The sequence below is a fragment of the Fusobacterium varium genome, from assembly GCA_021531615.1.
Classification (GTDB): Bacteria; Fusobacteriota; Fusobacteriia; order Fusobacteriales; family Fusobacteriaceae; genus Fusobacterium_A; species Fusobacterium_A varium_C.
Genome location: JADYUE010000012.1, coordinates 1 through 19371 on the forward strand (window position 1 = coordinate 1; position 19371 = coordinate 19371).

General features: G+C 30.1%; 20 protein-coding genes. 19 read left to right on the top strand and 1 reads right to left on the bottom strand.

Translation table 11 applies throughout. The annotated features are described in order from the left end of the window. Positions 1–212: 212 nt before the first annotated feature. The 19 genes from I6E31_05855 (at position 213) to I6E31_05945 (ending at position 17834) form a co-directional block, all read left to right on the top strand. On the top strand, positions 213–1556 hold the full coding sequence (locus I6E31_05855) for an MATE family efflux transporter (GenBank protein ID MCF2639499.1): 1344 nt from the start codon (positions 213–215) through the stop codon (positions 1554–1556). A gap of 164 nt (positions 1557–1720) precedes the next feature. Continuing rightward, positions 1721–1933, top strand: coding sequence for a heavy-metal-associated domain-containing protein (locus tag I6E31_05860; protein ID MCF2639500.1), 213 nt, complete (start codon positions 1721–1723; stop codon positions 1931–1933). Then, positions 1933–4401 carry a heavy metal translocating P-type ATPase gene (locus tag I6E31_05865; GenBank protein ID MCF2639501.1) on the top strand — a complete coding sequence of 823 codons (2469 nt, stop codon included), beginning with the start codon at positions 1933–1935 and terminating at the stop codon, positions 4399–4401. Before I6E31_05860 ends, I6E31_05865 begins: the two co-directional genes overlap by 1 nt. Positions 4402–4418: 17 nt before the next feature. Next, positions 4419–4997: a metal-sensing transcriptional repressor gene (locus tag I6E31_05870; protein MCF2639502.1), complete on the top strand. Its 579-nt coding sequence runs from the start codon at positions 4419–4421 to the stop codon at positions 4995–4997. Between the two features lie 17 nt (positions 4998–5014). After that, positions 5015–5680, top strand: a complete 666-nt coding sequence (locus I6E31_05875) for a response regulator transcription factor (protein ID MCF2639503.1) — start codon at positions 5015–5017, stop codon at positions 5678–5680. Then, entirely contained in the window at positions 5677–7110 is a 1434-nt protein-coding gene (locus I6E31_05880; GenBank protein ID MCF2639504.1) for a GHKL domain-containing protein, read from the top strand. Before I6E31_05875 ends, I6E31_05880 begins: the two co-directional genes overlap by 4 nt. A 134-nt stretch (positions 7111–7244) precedes the next feature. Continuing rightward, a complete protein-coding gene (locus I6E31_05885; protein ID MCF2639505.1) occupies positions 7245–8621 on the top strand; it encodes a short-chain fatty acid transporter in 1377 nt (458 codons plus the stop codon). A gap of 9 nt (positions 8622–8630) precedes the next feature. Further along, positions 8631–9287 (top strand): N-glycosylase/DNA lyase, encoded by a 657-nt coding sequence (locus I6E31_05890; protein MCF2639506.1) that lies wholly within the window; start codon positions 8631–8633, stop codon positions 9285–9287. Positions 9288–9308: 21 nt separating this feature from the next. Continuing rightward, positions 9309–9956 (top strand): acetate CoA-transferase subunit alpha, encoded by a 648-nt coding sequence (gene atoD / locus I6E31_05895; protein MCF2639507.1) that lies wholly within the window; start codon positions 9309–9311, stop codon positions 9954–9956. 15 nt (positions 9957–9971) lie between these two features. Continuing rightward, a complete protein-coding gene (locus tag I6E31_05900; GenBank protein ID MCF2639508.1) occupies positions 9972–10637 on the top strand; it encodes a CoA transferase subunit B in 666 nt (221 codons plus the stop codon). A gap of 235 nt (positions 10638–10872) precedes the next feature. After that, positions 10873–12183 carry a tRNA (N6-isopentenyl adenosine(37)-C2)-methylthiotransferase MiaB gene (gene miaB, locus I6E31_05905; GenBank protein MCF2639509.1) on the top strand — a complete coding sequence of 437 codons (1311 nt, stop codon included), beginning with the start codon at positions 10873–10875 and terminating at the stop codon, positions 12181–12183. 18 nt (positions 12184–12201) lie between these two features. Continuing rightward, a complete protein-coding gene (rho, locus tag I6E31_05910) occupies positions 12202–13458 on the top strand; it encodes a transcription termination factor Rho (protein MCF2639510.1) in 1257 nt (418 codons plus the stop codon). Next, a complete protein-coding gene (locus tag I6E31_05915; protein ID MCF2639511.1) occupies positions 13448–14521 on the top strand; it encodes a M23 family metallopeptidase in 1074 nt (357 codons plus the stop codon). The genes rho and I6E31_05915 overlap by 11 nt, the downstream gene beginning before the upstream one ends. Positions 14522–14570: 49 nt before the next feature. Then, complete coding sequence (gene ispG / locus I6E31_05920) at positions 14571–15653, top strand: flavodoxin-dependent (E)-4-hydroxy-3-methylbut-2-enyl-diphosphate synthase (GenBank protein MCF2639512.1); 1083 nt, start codon at positions 14571–14573, stop codon at positions 15651–15653. Then, the gene (locus I6E31_05925; protein ID MCF2639513.1) at positions 15631–16053 is read left to right on the top strand and encodes a hypothetical protein; all 423 of its coding nucleotides are present in this window, start codon (positions 15631–15633) and stop codon (positions 16051–16053) included. The genes ispG and I6E31_05925 overlap by 23 nt, the downstream gene beginning before the upstream one ends. A 64-nt stretch (positions 16054–16117) precedes the next feature. Then, a complete protein-coding gene (locus I6E31_05930; protein ID MCF2639514.1) occupies positions 16118–16567 on the top strand; it encodes an RNA polymerase sigma factor in 450 nt (149 codons plus the stop codon). A gap of 1 nt (position 16568) precedes the next feature. Continuing rightward, positions 16569–16886, top strand: a complete 318-nt coding sequence (locus tag I6E31_05935; protein ID MCF2639515.1) for a hypothetical protein — start codon at positions 16569–16571, stop codon at positions 16884–16886. 13 nt (positions 16887–16899) lie between these two features. Beyond that, the gene (locus tag I6E31_05940; GenBank protein ID MCF2639516.1) at positions 16900–17313 is read left to right on the top strand and encodes a hypothetical protein; all 414 of its coding nucleotides are present in this window, start codon (positions 16900–16902) and stop codon (positions 17311–17313) included. Positions 17314–17342: 29 nt separating this feature from the next. After that, positions 17343–17834: a toxin-antitoxin system YwqK family antitoxin gene (locus tag I6E31_05945; GenBank protein ID MCF2639517.1), complete on the top strand. Its 492-nt coding sequence runs from the start codon at positions 17343–17345 to the stop codon at positions 17832–17834. Positions 17835–18479: 645 nt separating this feature from the next. Here the strand turns inward: I6E31_05945 and pssA are convergent. Next, positions 18480–19247 carry a CDP-diacylglycerol--serine O-phosphatidyltransferase gene (gene pssA, locus I6E31_05950; protein ID MCF2639518.1) on the bottom strand — a complete coding sequence of 256 codons (768 nt, stop codon included), beginning with the start codon at positions 19245–19247 and terminating at the stop codon, positions 18480–18482. Between the last annotated feature and the right edge of the window lie 124 nt (positions 19248–19371).

Here is a 19371-nt window from a genome sequence, read left to right on the forward strand (position 1 = left end):
TTTTGAAAAAAAGTAAAAAAGGTGTTAATACATTTAAGTACCAACACCAAAAATTATACACCCTTTTGTTTAGACGAAAAAAACTCTCTTTAATTTTTTTTAGAACATGAAATCTAAAAAAATAGGATAAAATCATAAAATTTTTGATTTTTTTATATAAAAGTATATAATACTACATTGTAGTAAAATAGATTGAGGGGATAAGTAAGATGATAAAAAATATGACAGAGGGTTCACCAGTTAAAATTCTTTTAAGGTTTTCAATGCCGATGCTTTTTAGTATGATGTTTCAACAATTCTATAATATTGTAGATAGTGTAGTAGCAGGAAAGTTTATAGGAGTAGATGCTTTAGCAGCAATAGGAGCTTCCTATCCAATAACAGTGCTATTTATAGCAGTGGCAAATGGAGCAAGTGTTGGAGCTGCTGTTGTAGTTTCTCAAACATTTGGAGCAAATAAACTTGTGAAGATGAAAACTTCAGTATCAACTTCAGTTATAGCAATTACCATTGTAAGTATAGCTTTAACAATTTTTGGTACACTATTTTGTAGTGATATAATGAGAATGATAAATACACCAGAAAATATATTTGCTGATTCAAGATTATATTTGAAAGTGTATATCTGGGGACTTATTTTTCTTTTTATGTATAATACAGCAACAGCAATTTTTACAGGATTAGGAGATTCTAAGACACCACTTTATTTTCTAATCTTTTCATCATTATTAAATGTGGCTTTAGATATTTGCTTTGTGACAAAGTTTCAAATGGGTGTATCAGGGATAGCTTGGGCAACATTTTTAGCTCAAGGATTATCATCAATTTTAGCAATAGTATTTTTATTTTATAGATTGAAAAAGATAAAAGTAGATAAAAAAGTACCATTATTTAATCTGCAAATGTTAAAATTAATTTGTAAGATAGCAGTGCCAAGTATATTTCAACAATCATTTGTGTCAGTAGGACAACTATGTGTACAAAGTTTAATTAATAGTTTTGGTTCAGCAGTTGTTGCAGGATATGCAGCAGCATTTAAAATTCATACTTTTGTAATTATGACATTGGCAACTTTAGCAAATGCCTCTTCTAGTTTTGTAGCTCAAAATATAGGAGCAAAGAAAATTGATAGGGTAAAAGAGGGGTATAAGGTAACAGTTTGGCTAACAGAGATTATATCCGTTACAGCTTTGGTAGTTGTATATCTATTTGGAGATAAACTCTTAGGAATGTTTATAGATATAGAAAAAGAGGTTGAAATACTAAATATAGGAATAGATTTTGTAAGAACAACAGCACCATTTTATACAGTAGTTTGTATTAAAATAGCAGCTGATGCAGTTTTAAGAGGAGCAGGGGATATGAATGAGTTTATGGCTACTACCTTTGCAGACTTAGTATTAAGAGTTGCTTTTTCATATGTTTTTGCTGCTAAAATTGGTTATATAGGGATATATTGGGCATTTCCAGCAGGATGGATTTTAGGAACTTTACTTTCAATTTACTATTATATAAAAGGAAAATGGAAAACTACAGGACTTTTAAGGAGAGGTTAATAAAAATCAAATAATGTAATTTTAAAGTTACTCGTAATGGGTAACTTTTTTACTTTATAATAGGGGTATATAAAAAATAGAGCATAAAAATATTGACTTTTAATAATAAATAGAGTATTCTTTTTATAGGGGTATACCCTATAAATTTAAAGGAGGAAGATATTATGAAACATGTAATAAAAATAGATGGAATGGGATGTAACAAATGTGTAGCTCACGTTAAAGAAGCATTAGAAGGGCTAGGAGATTTAGAAGTAGTAGAAGTAAAAATAGGTGAAGCAACTGTAGATATGGTAGAAAACTATGACTTTGGAAAAATTGTAGAAGCATTAGATGATGCTGGATATGATGTTCTAGGGTATGAGGTATTAGACTAATGAAAAAGAGTTATCAACTTGGCGGTGTAAGCTGCCAAGTTTGTGTTAATAAGATTGAAAAAAAATTAAAAAAACTTGAGGGAACAAAAGAAGCAATAGTAAACTTATCTACAGAAAAATTATCAATAGAATATGATGAAAATATTTTAAATGAAAATACAATAAAAGAAACAGTTACAAAATTAGGATATGAAATAGAAGAGATACAAGATTTAAAAGAGGTAGAACTAGACATAGATGGAATAAGTTGCCAGATGTGTGTAAGCAAGATAGAGAGAAAAATCTCTAAACTTGAAGGGGTAAAATCAATAGTTGTAAACTTAGCTAATAGCAGGGGAAAAGTTGTTTATGATTCAGAAAAAATAAAACTTTCAGAGATTCTTCATATAATGGAAAAATTAGGATACAAGGGAACAAAACATAACGATATTACAGAGAGTATCAAGGATAAAGAGAAAGAGGAACAATTAAAAAGAGAGTTTATTGAATTTAAAGTGGCAATATTCTTTTCTGCTATTATTTTTTATATTTCAATGGGATCAATGGTAGGACTTCCAGTTCCTCAAGTAATCTCTCCTGAGATAAACCCATTAAATTTTGCTTTGATTCAATTGATTTTAGCAATTCCAGTAATATATATAGGAAGAAGATTTTATACTGTTGGTATAAAACAACTATTTATGAAGAGTCCAAGTATGGATTCATTGATAGCAACAGGTACAGGATCAGCTTTAATTTATAGTATCTATGGAACATTTAAAATTATGGAAGGGGACTATCACTATGTCCATGCTCTATATTTTGAATCAGCAGTTGTTATTTTAGCCTTGATTCTTTTAGGAAAGCATATGGAGGGAATAAGTAAAGGTAAAACTTCAGAAGCTATTAAAAAATTGATGAGCTTAAAGAGTAAAAAAGCAAATTTAGTGAGAAATGATGAGATAATACAAGTTGATATTGAGGAGGTAGAAAAAGGGGATATTCTTTTAGTTAAACCTGGAGAGAGTATTCCAGTTGATGGAGAGGTAGTAGAGGGAGAAAGCTCTATTGATGAATCTATGCTTACTGGAGAGAGCATACCTGTGGATAAAACTATAGGAGATAAGGTTTTTGGAGCAAGTATTAATAAAAATGGTAGCTTAAAGATAAAAGCAGTGGCAGTTGGAAAAGATACTATGATATCTAAAATTATTAAGTTAGTTGAAAATGCTCAAGGTTCAAAAGCTCCTATTGCTAAGATAGCAGATAGAATATCAGCATATTTTGTACCAATTGTTATGTTGATAGCAATAATAGCAGGAACAACTTGGTATTATTTAGGAAGTAGAGGCATTGTTGAAATAAATGATACACCAGCTATATTTTCTCTTACAATATTTATATCTGTAATGGTAATAGCTTGTCCATGTTCATTGGGGCTTGCAACACCTACAGCAATAATGGTTGGAACAGGAAGAGGAGCTGAACTTGGTATACTTATTAAATCTGGAGAAGCTCTTGAAAAGGCACATAAGGTTGATACTATTGTCTTTGATAAAACAGGAACAATAACTGAAGGGAAACCTAGAGTTACAGATATTATATCTGTAAAAAATTTAAAAGAGGATGATATTTTACAAGTTGCAGCAGCTTTAGAACTACACTCTGAGCATCCTTTAGGAGAGGCTATTGTAGAAGAAGCTAAAGAGAGAGGAATTAAACTTCCACCAGTAAAAGATTTTATATCTATTACAGGACAAGGAGTTTGCGGAAAGATAGAAGAAAGTGAAATTTTCATTGGAAATATAAAACTTATGAAAAATAAGGGAATAGAAGTAACAATGGAAGAGGAACTTAATAGATTGGCATCTCAAGGAAAAACTCCTATGTATATGGCATTAGATGGAGAATTTTTAGGAGTAATAGCAGTTGCTGATACTGTTAAAAAGGAGTCTATTGAGGCAATAAGAGAGTTAAAAGAACGTGGATATAAGATAGGTATGATTACAGGAGACAATAAGGTTACAGCTGAAGCAGTAGGAAAACAAGTTGGTATTGATATTATTTTCTCTGAAGTAACACCAGAAGATAAATATTTAAAAGTAAAAGAACTTCAAGAGCAAGGTAGAAATGTGGCTATGGTTGGAGATGGAATAAATGACTCTCCAGCATTGGTTCAAGCTAATATAGGTATTGCCATAGGTGGAGGAACAGATATAGCTATGGAAAGTGCTGATATAGTTCTTATGAAAAAAACTTTAAAAGATGTTATTGTAGCTATGGAGTTAAGTAATGCAACTATGAGAAATATTAAACAAAATTTATTTTGGGCATTTATATATAATAGTTTAGGAATTCCAGTTGCAGCAGGAGTGTTATATCCTTTCACTGGACATCTACTAAATCCAATGATAGCAGGAGGAGCTATGGCAATGAGTTCAGTTTCAGTAGTTTCAAATGCTTTGAGATTGAGAAAGTTTAAGAGATAGTAGAGAGGTGATTTTAGATGGAAAAATTAAAAAATTCTTGTACAGGAAAAGGGTGTATAAATAAAAGTTGTCCTGATTTTAAAAAGAAGATAGAATCAAGAATAAATAGAATAGAGGGGCAAATAAGAGGAATAGGAAGAATGTTAGAAAACAAGGTAAGTTGTGATGAGGTCTTAAATCAAATTTCCTCTGTAAAATCTGCTCTCAATGGTGTAGCAAAACTTATACTTGAATCACATATTAGAAACTGTGTAGTTAATGATATTAAAGCAGGAGAAGAAAATATTACAATATCAGAATTAGTGTATACTTTAAATAAGATGATAGATAAGAGTAATAAGAAGATAAAAGAGGAATTCCCAGAAATAGTACGAAAAATAGAAATAGAAGTAGGAAAGATTAAAGCTTTAGTTGAAGCTGAACATTGTAATGACATTCTTAATGAGATCTCAAACGTAAAAGGAGAGATAGATGGGCTTTCTAAAAAGATACTTGAGTCACATATAAAAAATTGTGTAGTAAAAGGTATCAAAGCAGGAGAAGAAAATAAGGTTATTACAGATCTTTTATATACTTTGAACAAAATGATTAAATAACTTTAATGGGGGAACTTATGAAGAAAATATTAGTAATTGATGATGAATGGAAGATAAGAAAGTTAATAAAGGACTATTTAGTTCGTGAAGGTTATAGTGTAGATGAGGCAGGAGATGGAGAAGAGGGATTGGAGCTTTTCTTTAAAAATAACTATGATATAGTAATTCTTGATATAATGATGCCAAAAATTGATGGTTGGAGTGTATGTAGAAAAATAAGAGAGGAATCTCAAGTGCCAATAATAATGTTGACAGCAAGAGCAGATGAGAGTGATCAACTTTTTGGATTTGAACTTGAAACGGATGAGTATATGGTAAAACCTTTTAATCCAAAACTATTGGTGGCAAAGGTTAAAGCTCTATTTAGAAGAGATGGAAAGATAGCTGAAAAAGCTTGTTTACAATTTGGAGATTTAGTTGTAGATACTTCTAAGAGAGAGGTAAGATTAGGTGATGTAGTTTTAGAATTAACACCTAAAGAGTATGATCTTCTATATTTCTTTATTGAAAATAAGGGGCTAGCTCTTTCAAGAGAGAAAATTTTAAACTCTGTATGGGGTTGGGATTATTTTGGAGATTCAAGAACTGTTGATACACACATAAAAAGATTGAGAAAGAAAATAGGAGATGATTTTATTCAAACAGTAAGAGGGTTTGGATATAAATTCGAGGTAGAGAAATGAAGATAAGATGGAAAATATTTTTCCTTATGTTTAGTGTTGTATTGATGATTATATTAGGATTGATGGTTACTAATACAATATACTTAGAAAAATTTTATATAAAGAATAAAAAGGAAAAGTTAGTTGAATTGGGGCAAATTTTAATTGATCCTAAATATGTTATAGATTTTCAAAATTTAGAGATGCACTCAAATGTAGCAATTTTAATCAAAAGAACAGATGAATTATATAAATTAGAAAAGGAAGCAGTATTACCTAAGGAAGAGATTGAAGAAATAATAGTTAGTTTAAAAAATAGAGAGTATATTTTTAAAGAGATAACACTTCTTGATTATAGAGGAAAAGTTTTAATATTGTTTATGCCTTATATGAAGGATAGATATATTGAGATTATAACTCCACTTAGCTTTATTCAAGAGGGATTAGAGATATCAACACGTTATCATCTTTTAATAATAGTTCTAGCGTTGATTATTGGTTCTTCAATGTCCTTTGTATTTTCCAAAAAAATGACAGATCCTATTTTAGAATTAAAAGAGATCACTCAAAGAATATCACTTCTTGATTTTAATATTAAATTTGAAAAAGAGAGAAAAGATGAGATAGGAGAGTTGGGATATGCCATCAATAAAATGGGTGGAACTCTTGAAAAAAATATTGATGAAATCAATAAAGTTAATAAAAAGTTGATGGAAGATATAGAAAATGAAAAGAGATTGGATAAACTTAGAAAAGAGTTTATTGCCAGTGTTAGCCATGAACTTAAAACACCTATTGCAATTATTCAAGGATATGCTCAAGGATTAATGGAGAATATAGCTGAAACTGAAGAGGATAGAAATTTCTATTGTGAAATTATAGTTGAAGAAAGTTTGAAGATGGACTCTCTTGTAAAAGAACTACTTCTTATAACTCAAATGGATTCTGGGTATTTCAAAATTGAGAAAGAGGAAGTTGATCTATATCAAATGATAAAAGATATCAGAGATAAATATAGCTCTAAAAGTAGAGAAATTAAATATATTGGTGAAAAAAATATTTTTGCTTATTGTGATGAAAAATATATAGATAGAGTTTTAGAAAATCTTGTAGTAAATGCTCTTAAATACTCTACTGGAGATAGAGAGGTAACTATAACTGTTGACGATATTGAAAATAAATATAAAATTATTATTAGTAATGAAAGTGAAAATTTATCAGAAGATGATTTAGAAAATATTTGGACACCTTTCTATCGAGTAAACAAGGCTAGAGATAGAGATGGACATGGTTTAGGACTTGCTATTGTAAGGGGAATTTTAGAAAATCATAAGAGTGCTTTTGGTGTATATATAACAGAAAAAAATACAATAAACTTTTGGTTTGAGTTAGAAAAATCTAGTCTAGATTCATATAAAAAAAATGATAATGAAGATATAGAAGAAATCTGACCTAAAATGATTATTTTTTAAACAAAAAGAAAGTATTTTGGTATTCTAGTGTTGACTTTATAACTTTGAAAGTATATACTAGAGATATGTAAAAATATATTTAAAAAATATTTAATAGATTTAGGGAGGAAAAAATGAGTACAAAAGCAAACTCAAATGCATTTAAGAGATTTACATCATTTTGTGTTTCTATAATGCAAAAATACTTACCAGATCCTTATATATTCTGTGCATTGTTAACTTTCATAGTATTTGTAGGGACAATGGTATTTACAAAACAAACACCAATGGCGATCATAGGTCACTGGACAAAAGGATTCTGGTCTTTACTAGCATTTTCTATGCAAATGGCATTAGTACTAGTAACAGGACATACAATGGCTAGTTCAAAGGTTTTCAAAAATCTATTATCTAGTATGGCTTCAAAATTATCTACACCTAGACAAGCAATTGTTGTAGTAACAATCGTTTCAACAGTAGCATGTATTTTAAACTGGGGATTTGGATTAGTTATAGGTGCAATTTTTGCAAAAGAGATAGCTAAAAAAGTAAAAGGAGTAGATTACAGACTTCTTATTGCTTCAGCTTATACAGGATTCTTAGTGTGGCATGGAGGACTTTCAGGGTCAATTCCTCTACAAATAGCAAGTGATAATCCAGCAGCATTAGCAAAACAAACTGCAGGAGCAATTACAGCTAATATTCCTACAAGTGAAACACTATTTTCACCAATGAATATATTTATTATTTGTGGATTATTAATTATGCTTCCTTTATTAAATAGAGCTATGTATCCAGCTGATGATGAAGTAGTTACAGTTGATCCAAAACTACTAGCTGAATTTGAAGAAGAGCCAATTAATCGTGAACATATGACTCCAGCTGAAAGAATTGAAAACAGTAAAGTAGTTTCAATTATTTTAGGAATTATGGGATGGGTATATATTATTCAATACTTTATTACAAAAGGATTTAACTTAAACCTTAACTTAGTTAACTTTATATTCCTATTTACAGGAATTATTCTTCATGGAACTCCTAGAAAGTTCATAGATGCTTTTGGAGAAGCTACTAAAGGGGCATCAGGAATCCTTCTACAATTCCCATTCTATGCAGGAATCATGGGAATTATGACTGGAACAAATGCTGATGGAGTATCTCTAGCAATATTAATGTCAAACTTCTTTGTTAATATTTCTACTCCAACAACTTTCCCAATCTTCTCATTCTGGAGTGCAGGATTAGTAAACTTCTTCGTACCTTCTGGAGGAGGACAATGGGCAGTTCAAGCTCCTATCGTTATGCCAGCAGGATTAAAAATTGGAGTAAGTGCTGCTAAATCAGCTATGGCTATTGCTTGGGGAGATGCTTGGACAAATATGATTCAACCGTTCTGGGCTTTACCAGCATTAGGAATTGCAGGACTAGGAGCTAAAGATATTATGGGATACTGCCTAATAGTATTAATCTGTTCAGGATTTGTTATTTCAGCAGGATTCCTATTATTCTAGTGAATTAAAATGAAAAAAAATGAGTATTTCTACGAGATAGAAAAAATATATAAAGAGAAACAAAAAGATATAGAAAAGAGATTAAAAGAATTTAAAGAGATATGGGAGAAAGGGAGTAATGAAGATATTCATGCAGAACTTTCTTTCTGTATCCTTACTCCCCAATCAAAAGCTGTAAATGCTTGGAAAGCTATAACTACATTGAGAGAAAATGGTTTATTATTCAATGGAAGTGCTGAAGATATTGTTGAATATCTTAATATAGTTAGATTTAAAAATAATAAGGCTAAGTATTTAGTTGCTCTAAGAGAGCAGATGCAAAATGAAAAGGGAGAGATGATTACTAAAGATTTTTTCAATTCTATTACTGATGTAAAAAAGAAGAGAGAATGGATAGTAAAAAACATAAAAGGAATGGCATATAAAGAAGCAGGGCATTTTTTAAGAAATGTAGGTTTTGGAAAAGAAATTGCTATTTTAGATAGACATATTTTAAAAAATCTAGTAAAATTAGAAGTAATAGAAGATGTTCCTAAGTCTTTAACCCCTAAATTATATTTAGAGATTGAAGAAAAAATGAAAGCTTATTGTAAATTTATAAGTATTCCAATGGATAGTTTAGATTTACTTCTGTGGTATAAAGAAGCAGGAGAAATATTTAAATAAAATAAGTGGTAGGAGGGCAAAATGAAAAACAAATTAGTTACAATGGAAGAAGCTGTATCTCATGTAAAAGATGGAATGACAGTTTTTATTGGAGGATTCTTAGGTGTTGGAACTCCTGAAAAAATAATCGATGCACTAATAGAAAAAGGAGTAAAAGACCTTACAGTTATTGGAAATGATACTGGATACCCTGACAGAGGAATAGGAAGATTAGTTGTAAACAATCAAGTAAAAAAAGTAATTGCTTCTCATATCGGAACAAACCCTGAAACTGGTAGAAGAATGCACACTGGAGAAATGGAAGTAGAACTAGTTCCACAAGGTACTCTAGCTGAAAGAATCAGATGTGGAGGAAATGGACTAGGAGGATTCCTTACACCTACAGGAGTAGGAACAATAGTACAAGAAGGAAAAGAAGTTATAACAGTAGATGGAAAAGACTATCTATTAGAAAAACCTCTAAAAGCAGATGTAGCTTTACTTAATGGTTCAATAGTAGACGAACTAGGAAACATAATTTATGCTAAAACTACTAAAAACTTTAACCCTATGATGGCAACTGCTGCAGATACAGTTATAGTTTTTGCTGAAAACTTAGTAAAAGCAGGAGAAATTGATCCAGATCACGTAATGACATCAAGAATATTCGTAGACTACATAGTAAAATAGGAGAGGTGAAATAGAATGGAATTAGATAAAAAAACAACAAGAGAATATATAGCAAAAAGAGTTGCTCAAGAATTTAGAGATGGATACGTAGTAAACTTAGGAATAGGATTACCTACATTAGTAGCTAACTATGTACCAGAAGGAATGGATGTAGTATTCCAATCAGAAAACGGAATTATAGGAGTAGGAGCTGCTCCAGAAGCTGGAAAAGAAGATAAAGATATGATCAATGCTGGAGGAGGATTTGTAACTGTTCTTCCAGGAGCACAATTCTTTGACTCAGCTACTTCATTTGGAATTATCAGAGGAGGACACGTAGACGCTACTGTTCTAGGAGCTCTTCAAGTAGATAAAAAAGGAAACTTAGCTAACTGGATGGTACCAGGAAAAATGGTTCCAGGAATGGGTGGAGCTATGGACCTAGTTGTTGGAGCGAAAGAAGTTATAGTTGCTATGGAACATACTTCAAAAGGAGCAGTAAAAATTCTTGATGAATGTACTCTTCCACTAACAGCTGTTGGTGTAGTAGACTTAATCATCACTGAAAAAGGTGTTATTAAAGTAACTCCAGAAGGATTAGTAATTACTGAAGTAAGTCCTTACTCTTCAATTGAAGATATAAAAGCATCAACTGGAACTGAATTAAAAGTTGCTGATGATGTAAAAATCTTAACTCTTTAATTAAAAAATGATATTAAAAGCCTTAGTTTTTTACTAGGGCTTTTTTTATTTTTGACATATTCTTGACAAAAAAATATGTAACTATTTAATAGAATAATATATTTTGATAATACAAAAATTTTTTATAATATTATTTGTAAAAGAGTTGAAAAATTGTTATAATAAAAATTGAGATTGTCTCAACTGAGACTAATTAAAATATATACAAGATTAGTAAGAATTTAGGAGGAAAATAGTGAAAAAAGCTTCAATCATAACTTATGGTTGTCAAATGAACGTAAATGAAAGTGCAAAAATAAAGAAGATATTTCAAAATTTAGGATATGAAATAACTGAAAATATAGATGAAACAGATGTAGCTTTTCTTAATACATGTACAGTAAGAGAGGGAGCAGCTACACAAATATATGGAAAATTAGGTGAATTAAAACATATAAGAGAACAAAGAGGAACAATAATAGGTGTAACTGGTTGTTTTGCTCAAGAACAGGGAAAAGAGTTGCTAAAGAAATTCCCATATATTGATATAATAATGGGAAATCAAAATATAGGAAGAATTCCTCAAGCTTTAGATGATATTGAACATAAGACATCAAAGCATCTAGTATATACTGATTGTGAAGATGAATTACCACCAAGATTAGATGCAGAATTCGATTCAAAGAAAACAGCTTCAATTTCAATCACTTATGGTTGTAACAATTTCTGTTCATACTGTATCGTACCTTATGTAAGAGGTAGAGAGAGATCAGTTCCACTTCAAGAGATAATTCATGATGTAAAACAATATGTTGAAAAAGGTTATAAAGAGATAATATTACTTGGACAAAATGTAAATTCATATGGAAAAGAGTTTAAAAATGGAGATAACTTTGCAAAACTTTTAGAAGAGATTTGTAAAGTTGAAGGAGATTTTATAGTAAGATTTGTTTCTCCACATCCTAGAGATTTTACAGATGAAGTTATAGATGTAATAGCTAAAAATGAAAAGATAGCTAGATCTTTACATCTTCCACTACAATCAGGTTCAACAAGAGTATTAAAAATGATGAATAGAGGATACAGTAAAGAACAATATATAGCTTTAGCTAATAAGATAAAAGAGAGAATACCTGGAGTAGCTTTAACAGCTGATATTATAGTTGGATTCCCTGGAGAAACAGAGGAAGATTTCTTAGATACTTTAGATGTTGTAAGACAGATTCAATTTGAAAATTCATTTATGTTTATGTACTCTATAAGAAGGGGAACAAAAGCAGCAACAATGGACAATCAAATTGATCCTGAAGTGAAAAAAGATAGACTTCAAAGATTGATTGAGGTACAAAATCAATGTTCTCTAGCAGAGAGTGAAAGCTATAAAGGTAAAACTGTTAGAGTTTTAGTAGAGGGAGAAAGTAAGAAGAACAAAGAGGTTTTAACAGGAAGAACATCTACTAATAAGATAGTTTTATTTAAAGGAGATAAAGTTTTAGAAGGAACTTTTGTAAATGTAAAGATAAATGATTGCAAAACTTGGACTTTATATGGTGAAATTGTAGAATAGGAAGTGATATGAGTGGATATAGAAAAGCTAGATGAATTTCTTTTAAAAGAACTTCAAGAGATAGCAAAGCAGCTGGGGATAGTATATAAATCGGGGACAAAGAAAGCTGAATTAAAAAATTTAATAGCAGAAGATATCCACGAAAAAGAGGGAATGGATATAGCTTGGGGGACATTAGAAGTACTTACTGATGGGTATGGGTTTTTAAGAAATACAAGCTTAGAAAAAGATATCTATGTGTCTGCTTCACAAATTAGAAAATTTAAGATGAGAACAGATGATAGAGTAGTTGGAGAGGTAAGATCTAGTGTTGAAGATGATAGAAACTATGCTTTAAGAAGAGTTTTGTTAGTGAATAATGGAACTTTAGAAGAGGCAGAAGCTAGAGTACCTTTTGAAGATCTTGTACCAGCTTATCCTACTGAAAGATTTATTTTGGAAACAGATAAAGAAAATATTTCTGGAAGAATAATAGATCTTATTGCTCCAATAGGAAAGGGACAGAGAGCATTGATAATAGCTCCACCAAAAGCTGGGAAAACAATGTTAATAAGTAGCATAGCAAATGCAATGTTAGCAAAAGATAAAAATGCAGAGGTTTGGATTCTTTTAATAGATGAAAGACCAGAAGAGGTTACAGATATAAAAGAAAATGTAACAGGTGCAAAAGTGTATGCTTCTACCTTTGATGAAGATCCTAAAAATCACACTAAAGTTACAGAAACAATACTTGAAAAGGCTAAAAGAAAAGTAGAAAATGGAGAAAATATTGTTATTCTTATGGATTCATTGACAAGATTAGCAAGAGCTTATAATATAGTGATGCCATCAAGTGGAAAACTAATTTCAGGAGGAATAGATCCAACAGCACTTTACTATCCTAAAAACTTTTTTGGAACAGCAAGAAATATTAGAGGTGGAGGAAGCCTTACTATAATAGCTACAGTTTTAGTAGATACTGGAAGTAAGATGGATGATATAATCTATGAAGAGTTTAAATCTACAGGAAACTGTGATATACATTTAGATAGAAATTTGGCAGAATTGAGAATATTTCCGGCCATAGATATTCAACGTTCTGGAACAAGAAAAGAAGAGCTTTTAATTCCAAAGGAAAAGCTAGAAAGTATTTGGAGTATTAGAAGATATTTAGCAGATTTTGACAGAGCAACTGCTGCAAAGAAACTTATAGATACAATAAAAAGTACTGAAAGTAATGATAAGCTCTTAGAAATATATGATAAAGGGGATAAGAGGGGTAAGAATGAAATCTAAATTAAAAATATTTTTATTATTGTCAGTTGCTTTTTACTTTGGAATAGAGTTATTAAATCCTTTTAAAGAAGAGGTAGTAGATTTAAAAAAATTTACAGATTACTATGAGGAAACTAATGAGGAAAATGGAGGAGTTTCTGTATTAGCAGATAGCTTTTATACATTTGAGAAAGAGTATAATTTTCCAAATGAATATAAATCATTAGAGAAGATAAAGGGAACAGAGGATGGGAAAGCTGAAACAACAGAGGTTGTAGAGGAAGGAATAGTAGTAGAAGATACTAAATCAGAAAAGAAAATTCCTGAAAAAAGAGAGTATATAGTTAAAGAGGGGGATACAATTTCTGAAATTGCTTCTCTTAATGGAATGACTATGGATATGCTACTTGCTAACAATCCTAATATCTCTGTAAAAAATTTAAAGATAGGGCAAAAGTTAACTGTTGTATCTGAGAATGGAATTTTTTATAAAGTTGAAAAGGGAGATTCTCTTTACAAGATAGCATCTAAATTTAAAATGAAGGTAGATGATATTCTTGCATATAATGAAGTAGAAGAGAAAAGTTTAAAGATAGGACAAAGTATATTTCTAAAAAATCCAGACTTAAAAGCTTTAAATAGAAGTTCTGGAAAGAAAAGTGGTGGATCATCAAGTGGAACTGTTGTAGCTTCAGCAGGATTTAGATATCCAGTTGAATATAGAGGAGTAAACAGTCCATATGGAAGTAGATTTCATCCTGTTTTAAAAAGATATATATTCCATTCAGGAGTTGATTTAAAAGCTAGATATGTTCCTCTTCGTGCAGCACAAAGTGGAAGAGTTAGTTTTGCAGGATATATGAATGGTTATGGAAAAATAATAATACTTAAACACTCTTCAGGATATGAGACAAGATATGCTCATCTTGATAAAATAGGTGTAAAAGTAGGGCAAAATGTTAATAAGGGAGAGTTAATAGGAAAAACTGGAATGTCAGGAAGAGTAACAGGGCCTCATCTGCATTTTGAAATTAGAAAAAATGGAAAAACACAAAATCCAATGAGTCATCTTGGAAAAAAATAATAAAACTAAAGTCCTGTATTTCAGGACTTTTTTATTAAGGAGTTGAAGAATTTTGAAAAACACAAGAGAAGTAAAAGTTGGAAATCTTATAATTGGTGGTGGGAATAGAGTTGTAATTCAATCTATGACAAACACTATCACAAGTGATGTAGAGAAAACAGTAGCACAAATTAAAGAGTTAGAAAAAGCTGGTTGTGAATTAGTTAGAATGACAATAAATAATTTAGAGGCAGCAGAGGCTATAAAAGAGATAAAAAAGAGAGTATCTATTCCTTTAGTTGCTGATATTCATTTTGATTATAAACTTGCACTGGCAGCTATGGAAAATGGGATAGATAAGTTAAGAATAAACCCTGGAAATATAGGATCAGATGAAAATGTAGAAAAAGTTGTTAAAATGGCAAAGGAGAAGAGGATCCCTATAAGAATAGGAGTAAACTCTGGTTCAATAGAAAAAGATATACTAAAAAAATATGGTAAACCAACTGCTGAAGGAATGGTTGAAAGTGCAATATATCATATAAATCTTTTGGAAAAATATGATTTCCATGATATTGTAATCTCTTTAAAAGCAAGTAATGTAAAGATGATGGTAGAGGCCTATAGAAAGATTAATGAACTTGTAGATTATCCATTACATTTAGGTGTAACAGAAGCTGGAACTGCATTTCAAGGAACAGTAAAGTCAGCTATAGGAATAGGAAGCCTTCTTGTAGATGGAATAGGAGATACAATTAGAGTTTCTTTAACAGAAAATCCAGTTGAGGAGATAAAAGTAGCCAAGGAGATTTTAAAAGTTTTAGGATTAGTGGAAACAGGAGTTGAGATAGTATCATGTCCAACTTGTGGAAGAACAGAGATAGATTTAATTGGATTGGCTAAAAAAGTTGAGAAGGAATTTGAAAATGAGCAACGTAAAATAAAAATAGCAGTAATGGGTTGTGTTGTAAATGGACCTGGAGAAGCTAGAGAGGCTGACTATGGTGTGGCTGGTGGAAAAGGTGAAGGAGTGCTATTTAAAAAGGGTGAAATAGTAAAAAAAGTAAAAGAGTCTGAAATATTAGTTGAATTGAAAAAGATGATAATGGAGGACGAGAAAAATGAAAAAGATAAAAGGGATTTGGATAATTAATCTAATATTTTTAATCTTATTAACAGGTTGTGCCTCTATAAAAAGTAGTAAAGAGGTTTCTTTAATAAAATCAGAAGGAAGAAAGCAACTTATAGTTAACTATAATAGAAATCAAGTTCGCTCAGTAAGAATAAAAAATGTTGTTTTGGATTCAGGAGTTCCCTATTATTTAGAGCCTGGAGAGTATAGAATGACTTATCAAGAAACACCTATAATAAGTGGAGCATTTGATTTTAGTTATAGAGATAGAGATGACAGAGACTCAGGAAGAAGTTTTTCAGAGAGACCGATGCTTAACTCTAAAATTATAGATCTTCAAGAAGACACTATAATAGATTTAGAAGGAAAAACTTTTGGGATAAGTGGAGGAGTAAAGGTAAATAGCAAAAAAACTTATTAAGTATAAACTTTTTAAGAAAAAGGAACGTCTAATTAATATAATAACTTTGTGAGGGTATAAGAACATGGACTTTGATGAGATTTTCGAGCAGTATTTCGATAGGATATATTACAAAATATTAGGTGTGGTAAAGAATCCTGAAGATGCAGAGGATATATCTCAGGAGGTCTTTATGAGTGTTTATAAAAATCTGAGCAAATTTAGAGCAGATAGTAATATTTATACATGGATCTATAAAATAGCTATTAACAAAATTTATGACTTTTTCAGGAAAAGAAAGGTTGAATTAGACATAAATGAAGAGATTTTAGCCTTAGAGTGTAACTCAGATATAGATACACCTATTATATTGGAAGAAAAATTAAAAGAGTTATCTTTAGAAGAGAGAGAGATAGTAGTTTTAAAAGATATTTATGGATATAAGTTAAAAGAGATAGCTGATATGAAAGCTATGAATATATCCACAGTGAAATCAGTATATTATAAAGCTATCAGAGATATGGGAGGAAATTAATATGACGCCTAAAGAGAGAGTAAGAGCTAATATTTACAAAACTCTATTAGAAGAGGAAAAGAGAAAAAATAAGAGAAAATCTTTATTTTCATTATCTTTATTTGTGCTAGGAATGTTTACAAGTTCAACTTATCAAATGCTTTTTAAAGAAACAAATTTAAATTCTATGGATAAGTATGTAATAAATAGAAATGTAAGTGAGAAGTTTTTAGATAAAAACGATATTACTTTAGATCATATTTTTTCAGACTCAATGTTTGATGATAAAAAAGTAGAAATAAATACAGAAGATTTATTCGGATTAGATGTACAGATTTAGTGGAGGAGAATAAATGAGAAAGTTTTTAAGTGGTCTATTTATTATGATGGCATTTTCATCTTTAGCACTTGCTGATAATAGTGGGCTTGGAATAGTATCAGATGAAGATTTTAAAAAAGTTGGAGTTTCACAAGAGAATATAAATAAGGCTAAAGGTATGGTTGGAAAAGTAAGTACAAACTATAAGATGCTACTTTTAGAGAAAAAACAACTTGAATTAGAAGTAAATAAGTATGTTCTTGATGGAGCAGAACAAAATTTAGCTGAGATAGATGCACTATTTGATAGAATAGGAGATATTGAAGCTAATATCTTAAAAGATAGAATTAGAAGTCAAATAGAGATGCAAAAATATATAACTCAAGAACAATATATAAAAGCAAGAGATATAGCTATTAGACGTATAAATGAATCAAGAAATAAATAGGGTAAGATAGACATCTTTAGGAGAAAGATATGTTAAAAAAAAGTTTGATGGCTCTATTTTTAGTGTTGTCTTGTATGGTAGTATATGGAAATTGTTGTTCAAATGTAAATAAGAATTATCACTCTTCTTATAGTAATGGAAAGATCTATGAAAGAGGAGATATTCAAAATGGAATGAGACAAGGAGAATGGCTTGTTTTTTATGAAAATGGAAATATTAAAGAAAAGATAGTATATAAGGACAATAAGAAAAATGGAGAGTATTTTAGGTTCTATGAAAATGGACAACTAAAGTATAGAGCGATGTATGTAGATGATAAAATTGAGGGAAATTATGTTACCTTTGATGAAGGTGGATATTTAGATGAGATTATAAATTATATTGATGATAAACCACAAGGAATAAGTTTTAAATTTTATGATGGTGGTAGAATAAAAGAGAGTAGAGTTTATAAGAAAGATGGAACAATTATTCAACGTAATTATAATCAAAATAAAGATTTAGATTTTTTAAATAATTAGATAAAAGCACTTAGAATTTTATTAAGTTAAGATTTTAAGTGCTTTTTTTAATTGAAGGATAAGTTTATAAACTATAATTTATCATTCTAATTTACGTTTATAAAACTTATATTTTTTAACATCAATTTGACTCCATGTCAGTGAATAAAGAATCCCTAGGCTCATTCCGTTGAAAATGCAAAACTCACTCGCAAGCTCGCTCAAACACGTTGCATTTTCTTAACTGCATTTCGCTAAGGGCTTCTAATATTCACTTCTAAATTACGTCAACTTGATGTTAGGGATAATTTACTTTTTTAATTAGAGTTATTCTTAATATCAGCTAAATGTAATTTGGAGAAGAATATTAGAGAGAGTTATGAAATCTGACACTAAAAATTCCGACGTGTTTGAGACGAAGTCGAGTTTCGGAATTTTAGTCAGATGAGTTTTACTCTCTCTTTATTCTTTGACATGGAATTTAGCTGATATTTAAAAGAAATTTAGATAACTTAACTTGACTAATAATCGCTAAAAGCAAAGGGACTTTGTCAAAACCTAACGATACACAAGAAAAAATGAATTTAGTTAGCTAAATTATAGTTTAAATAAAAAAAGAGCCAAGTTAGTAAATAACTAAACTTGACTCTAAGTAACTATTAAAAGTTATTTTTCTTCAACTTCCTCTTCAATAACTTCTATTATCTCTTCAGTATCATCATGATCTTCGTGATTATTTTCAAATCTTCTAGTAATATGAGTCATTATGTTTAAAATAACATAAGTAAATGTAACAATGAATAAGCTATATTTTAAAGTAACAACTACTGCTAAAATAAATGGTCCTGCGAACTTTTTAGGTATAAAAGGAAAAGCTTTATCAGGAGTTTTAAATTTCATAGTACTAACCATAAGTACAGCAGCTATTACAGTTATAGCAATAAAAATATCTAAATTAAAAAGATCCACATCGAAATTTTTTCTCATAGTATCACAGAAAAGAATATATGAGCAAACCATTGATGCTGCACTAGGAATAGGCATTCCACTAAAGTCACCTTTTTCACTAGAAGCAACTGTTATAATGTTGAATTTAACCAATCTCATAATACCACAAAGAGCATATAGGAATGAAACTGGAAGAATAAATGCACTTCTAGCAACATTTGCCATAAGAATATTATAAACTAAAAGGCTAGGAGCTAGTCCAAATGATACAGCATCACAGAAAGAGTCAAACTCTTTACCGAATTCACTGAAAGCATCTAATTTTCTAGCTGTTTTTCCATCTAGTCCATCACAAACCATTGCTAAGATAATAAACCATATAGCTTGAATAAATTCTCCCTTACTAGAAGCAGTAATACTCATATAACCTAGGAATAGTCCAGCAGCAGTAATAGCATTAGGGGCTATATATTTTCTTTTTACCATAAAAAATTCATCTCCTTAATTAACAAATAATCAGTTAATTTTAACATAAAAAAAACTTTTTTTCAATTTAATATTAGAATCTCATAGAAATTAAGATGTATAAATAATAAAAAAACTATTTATT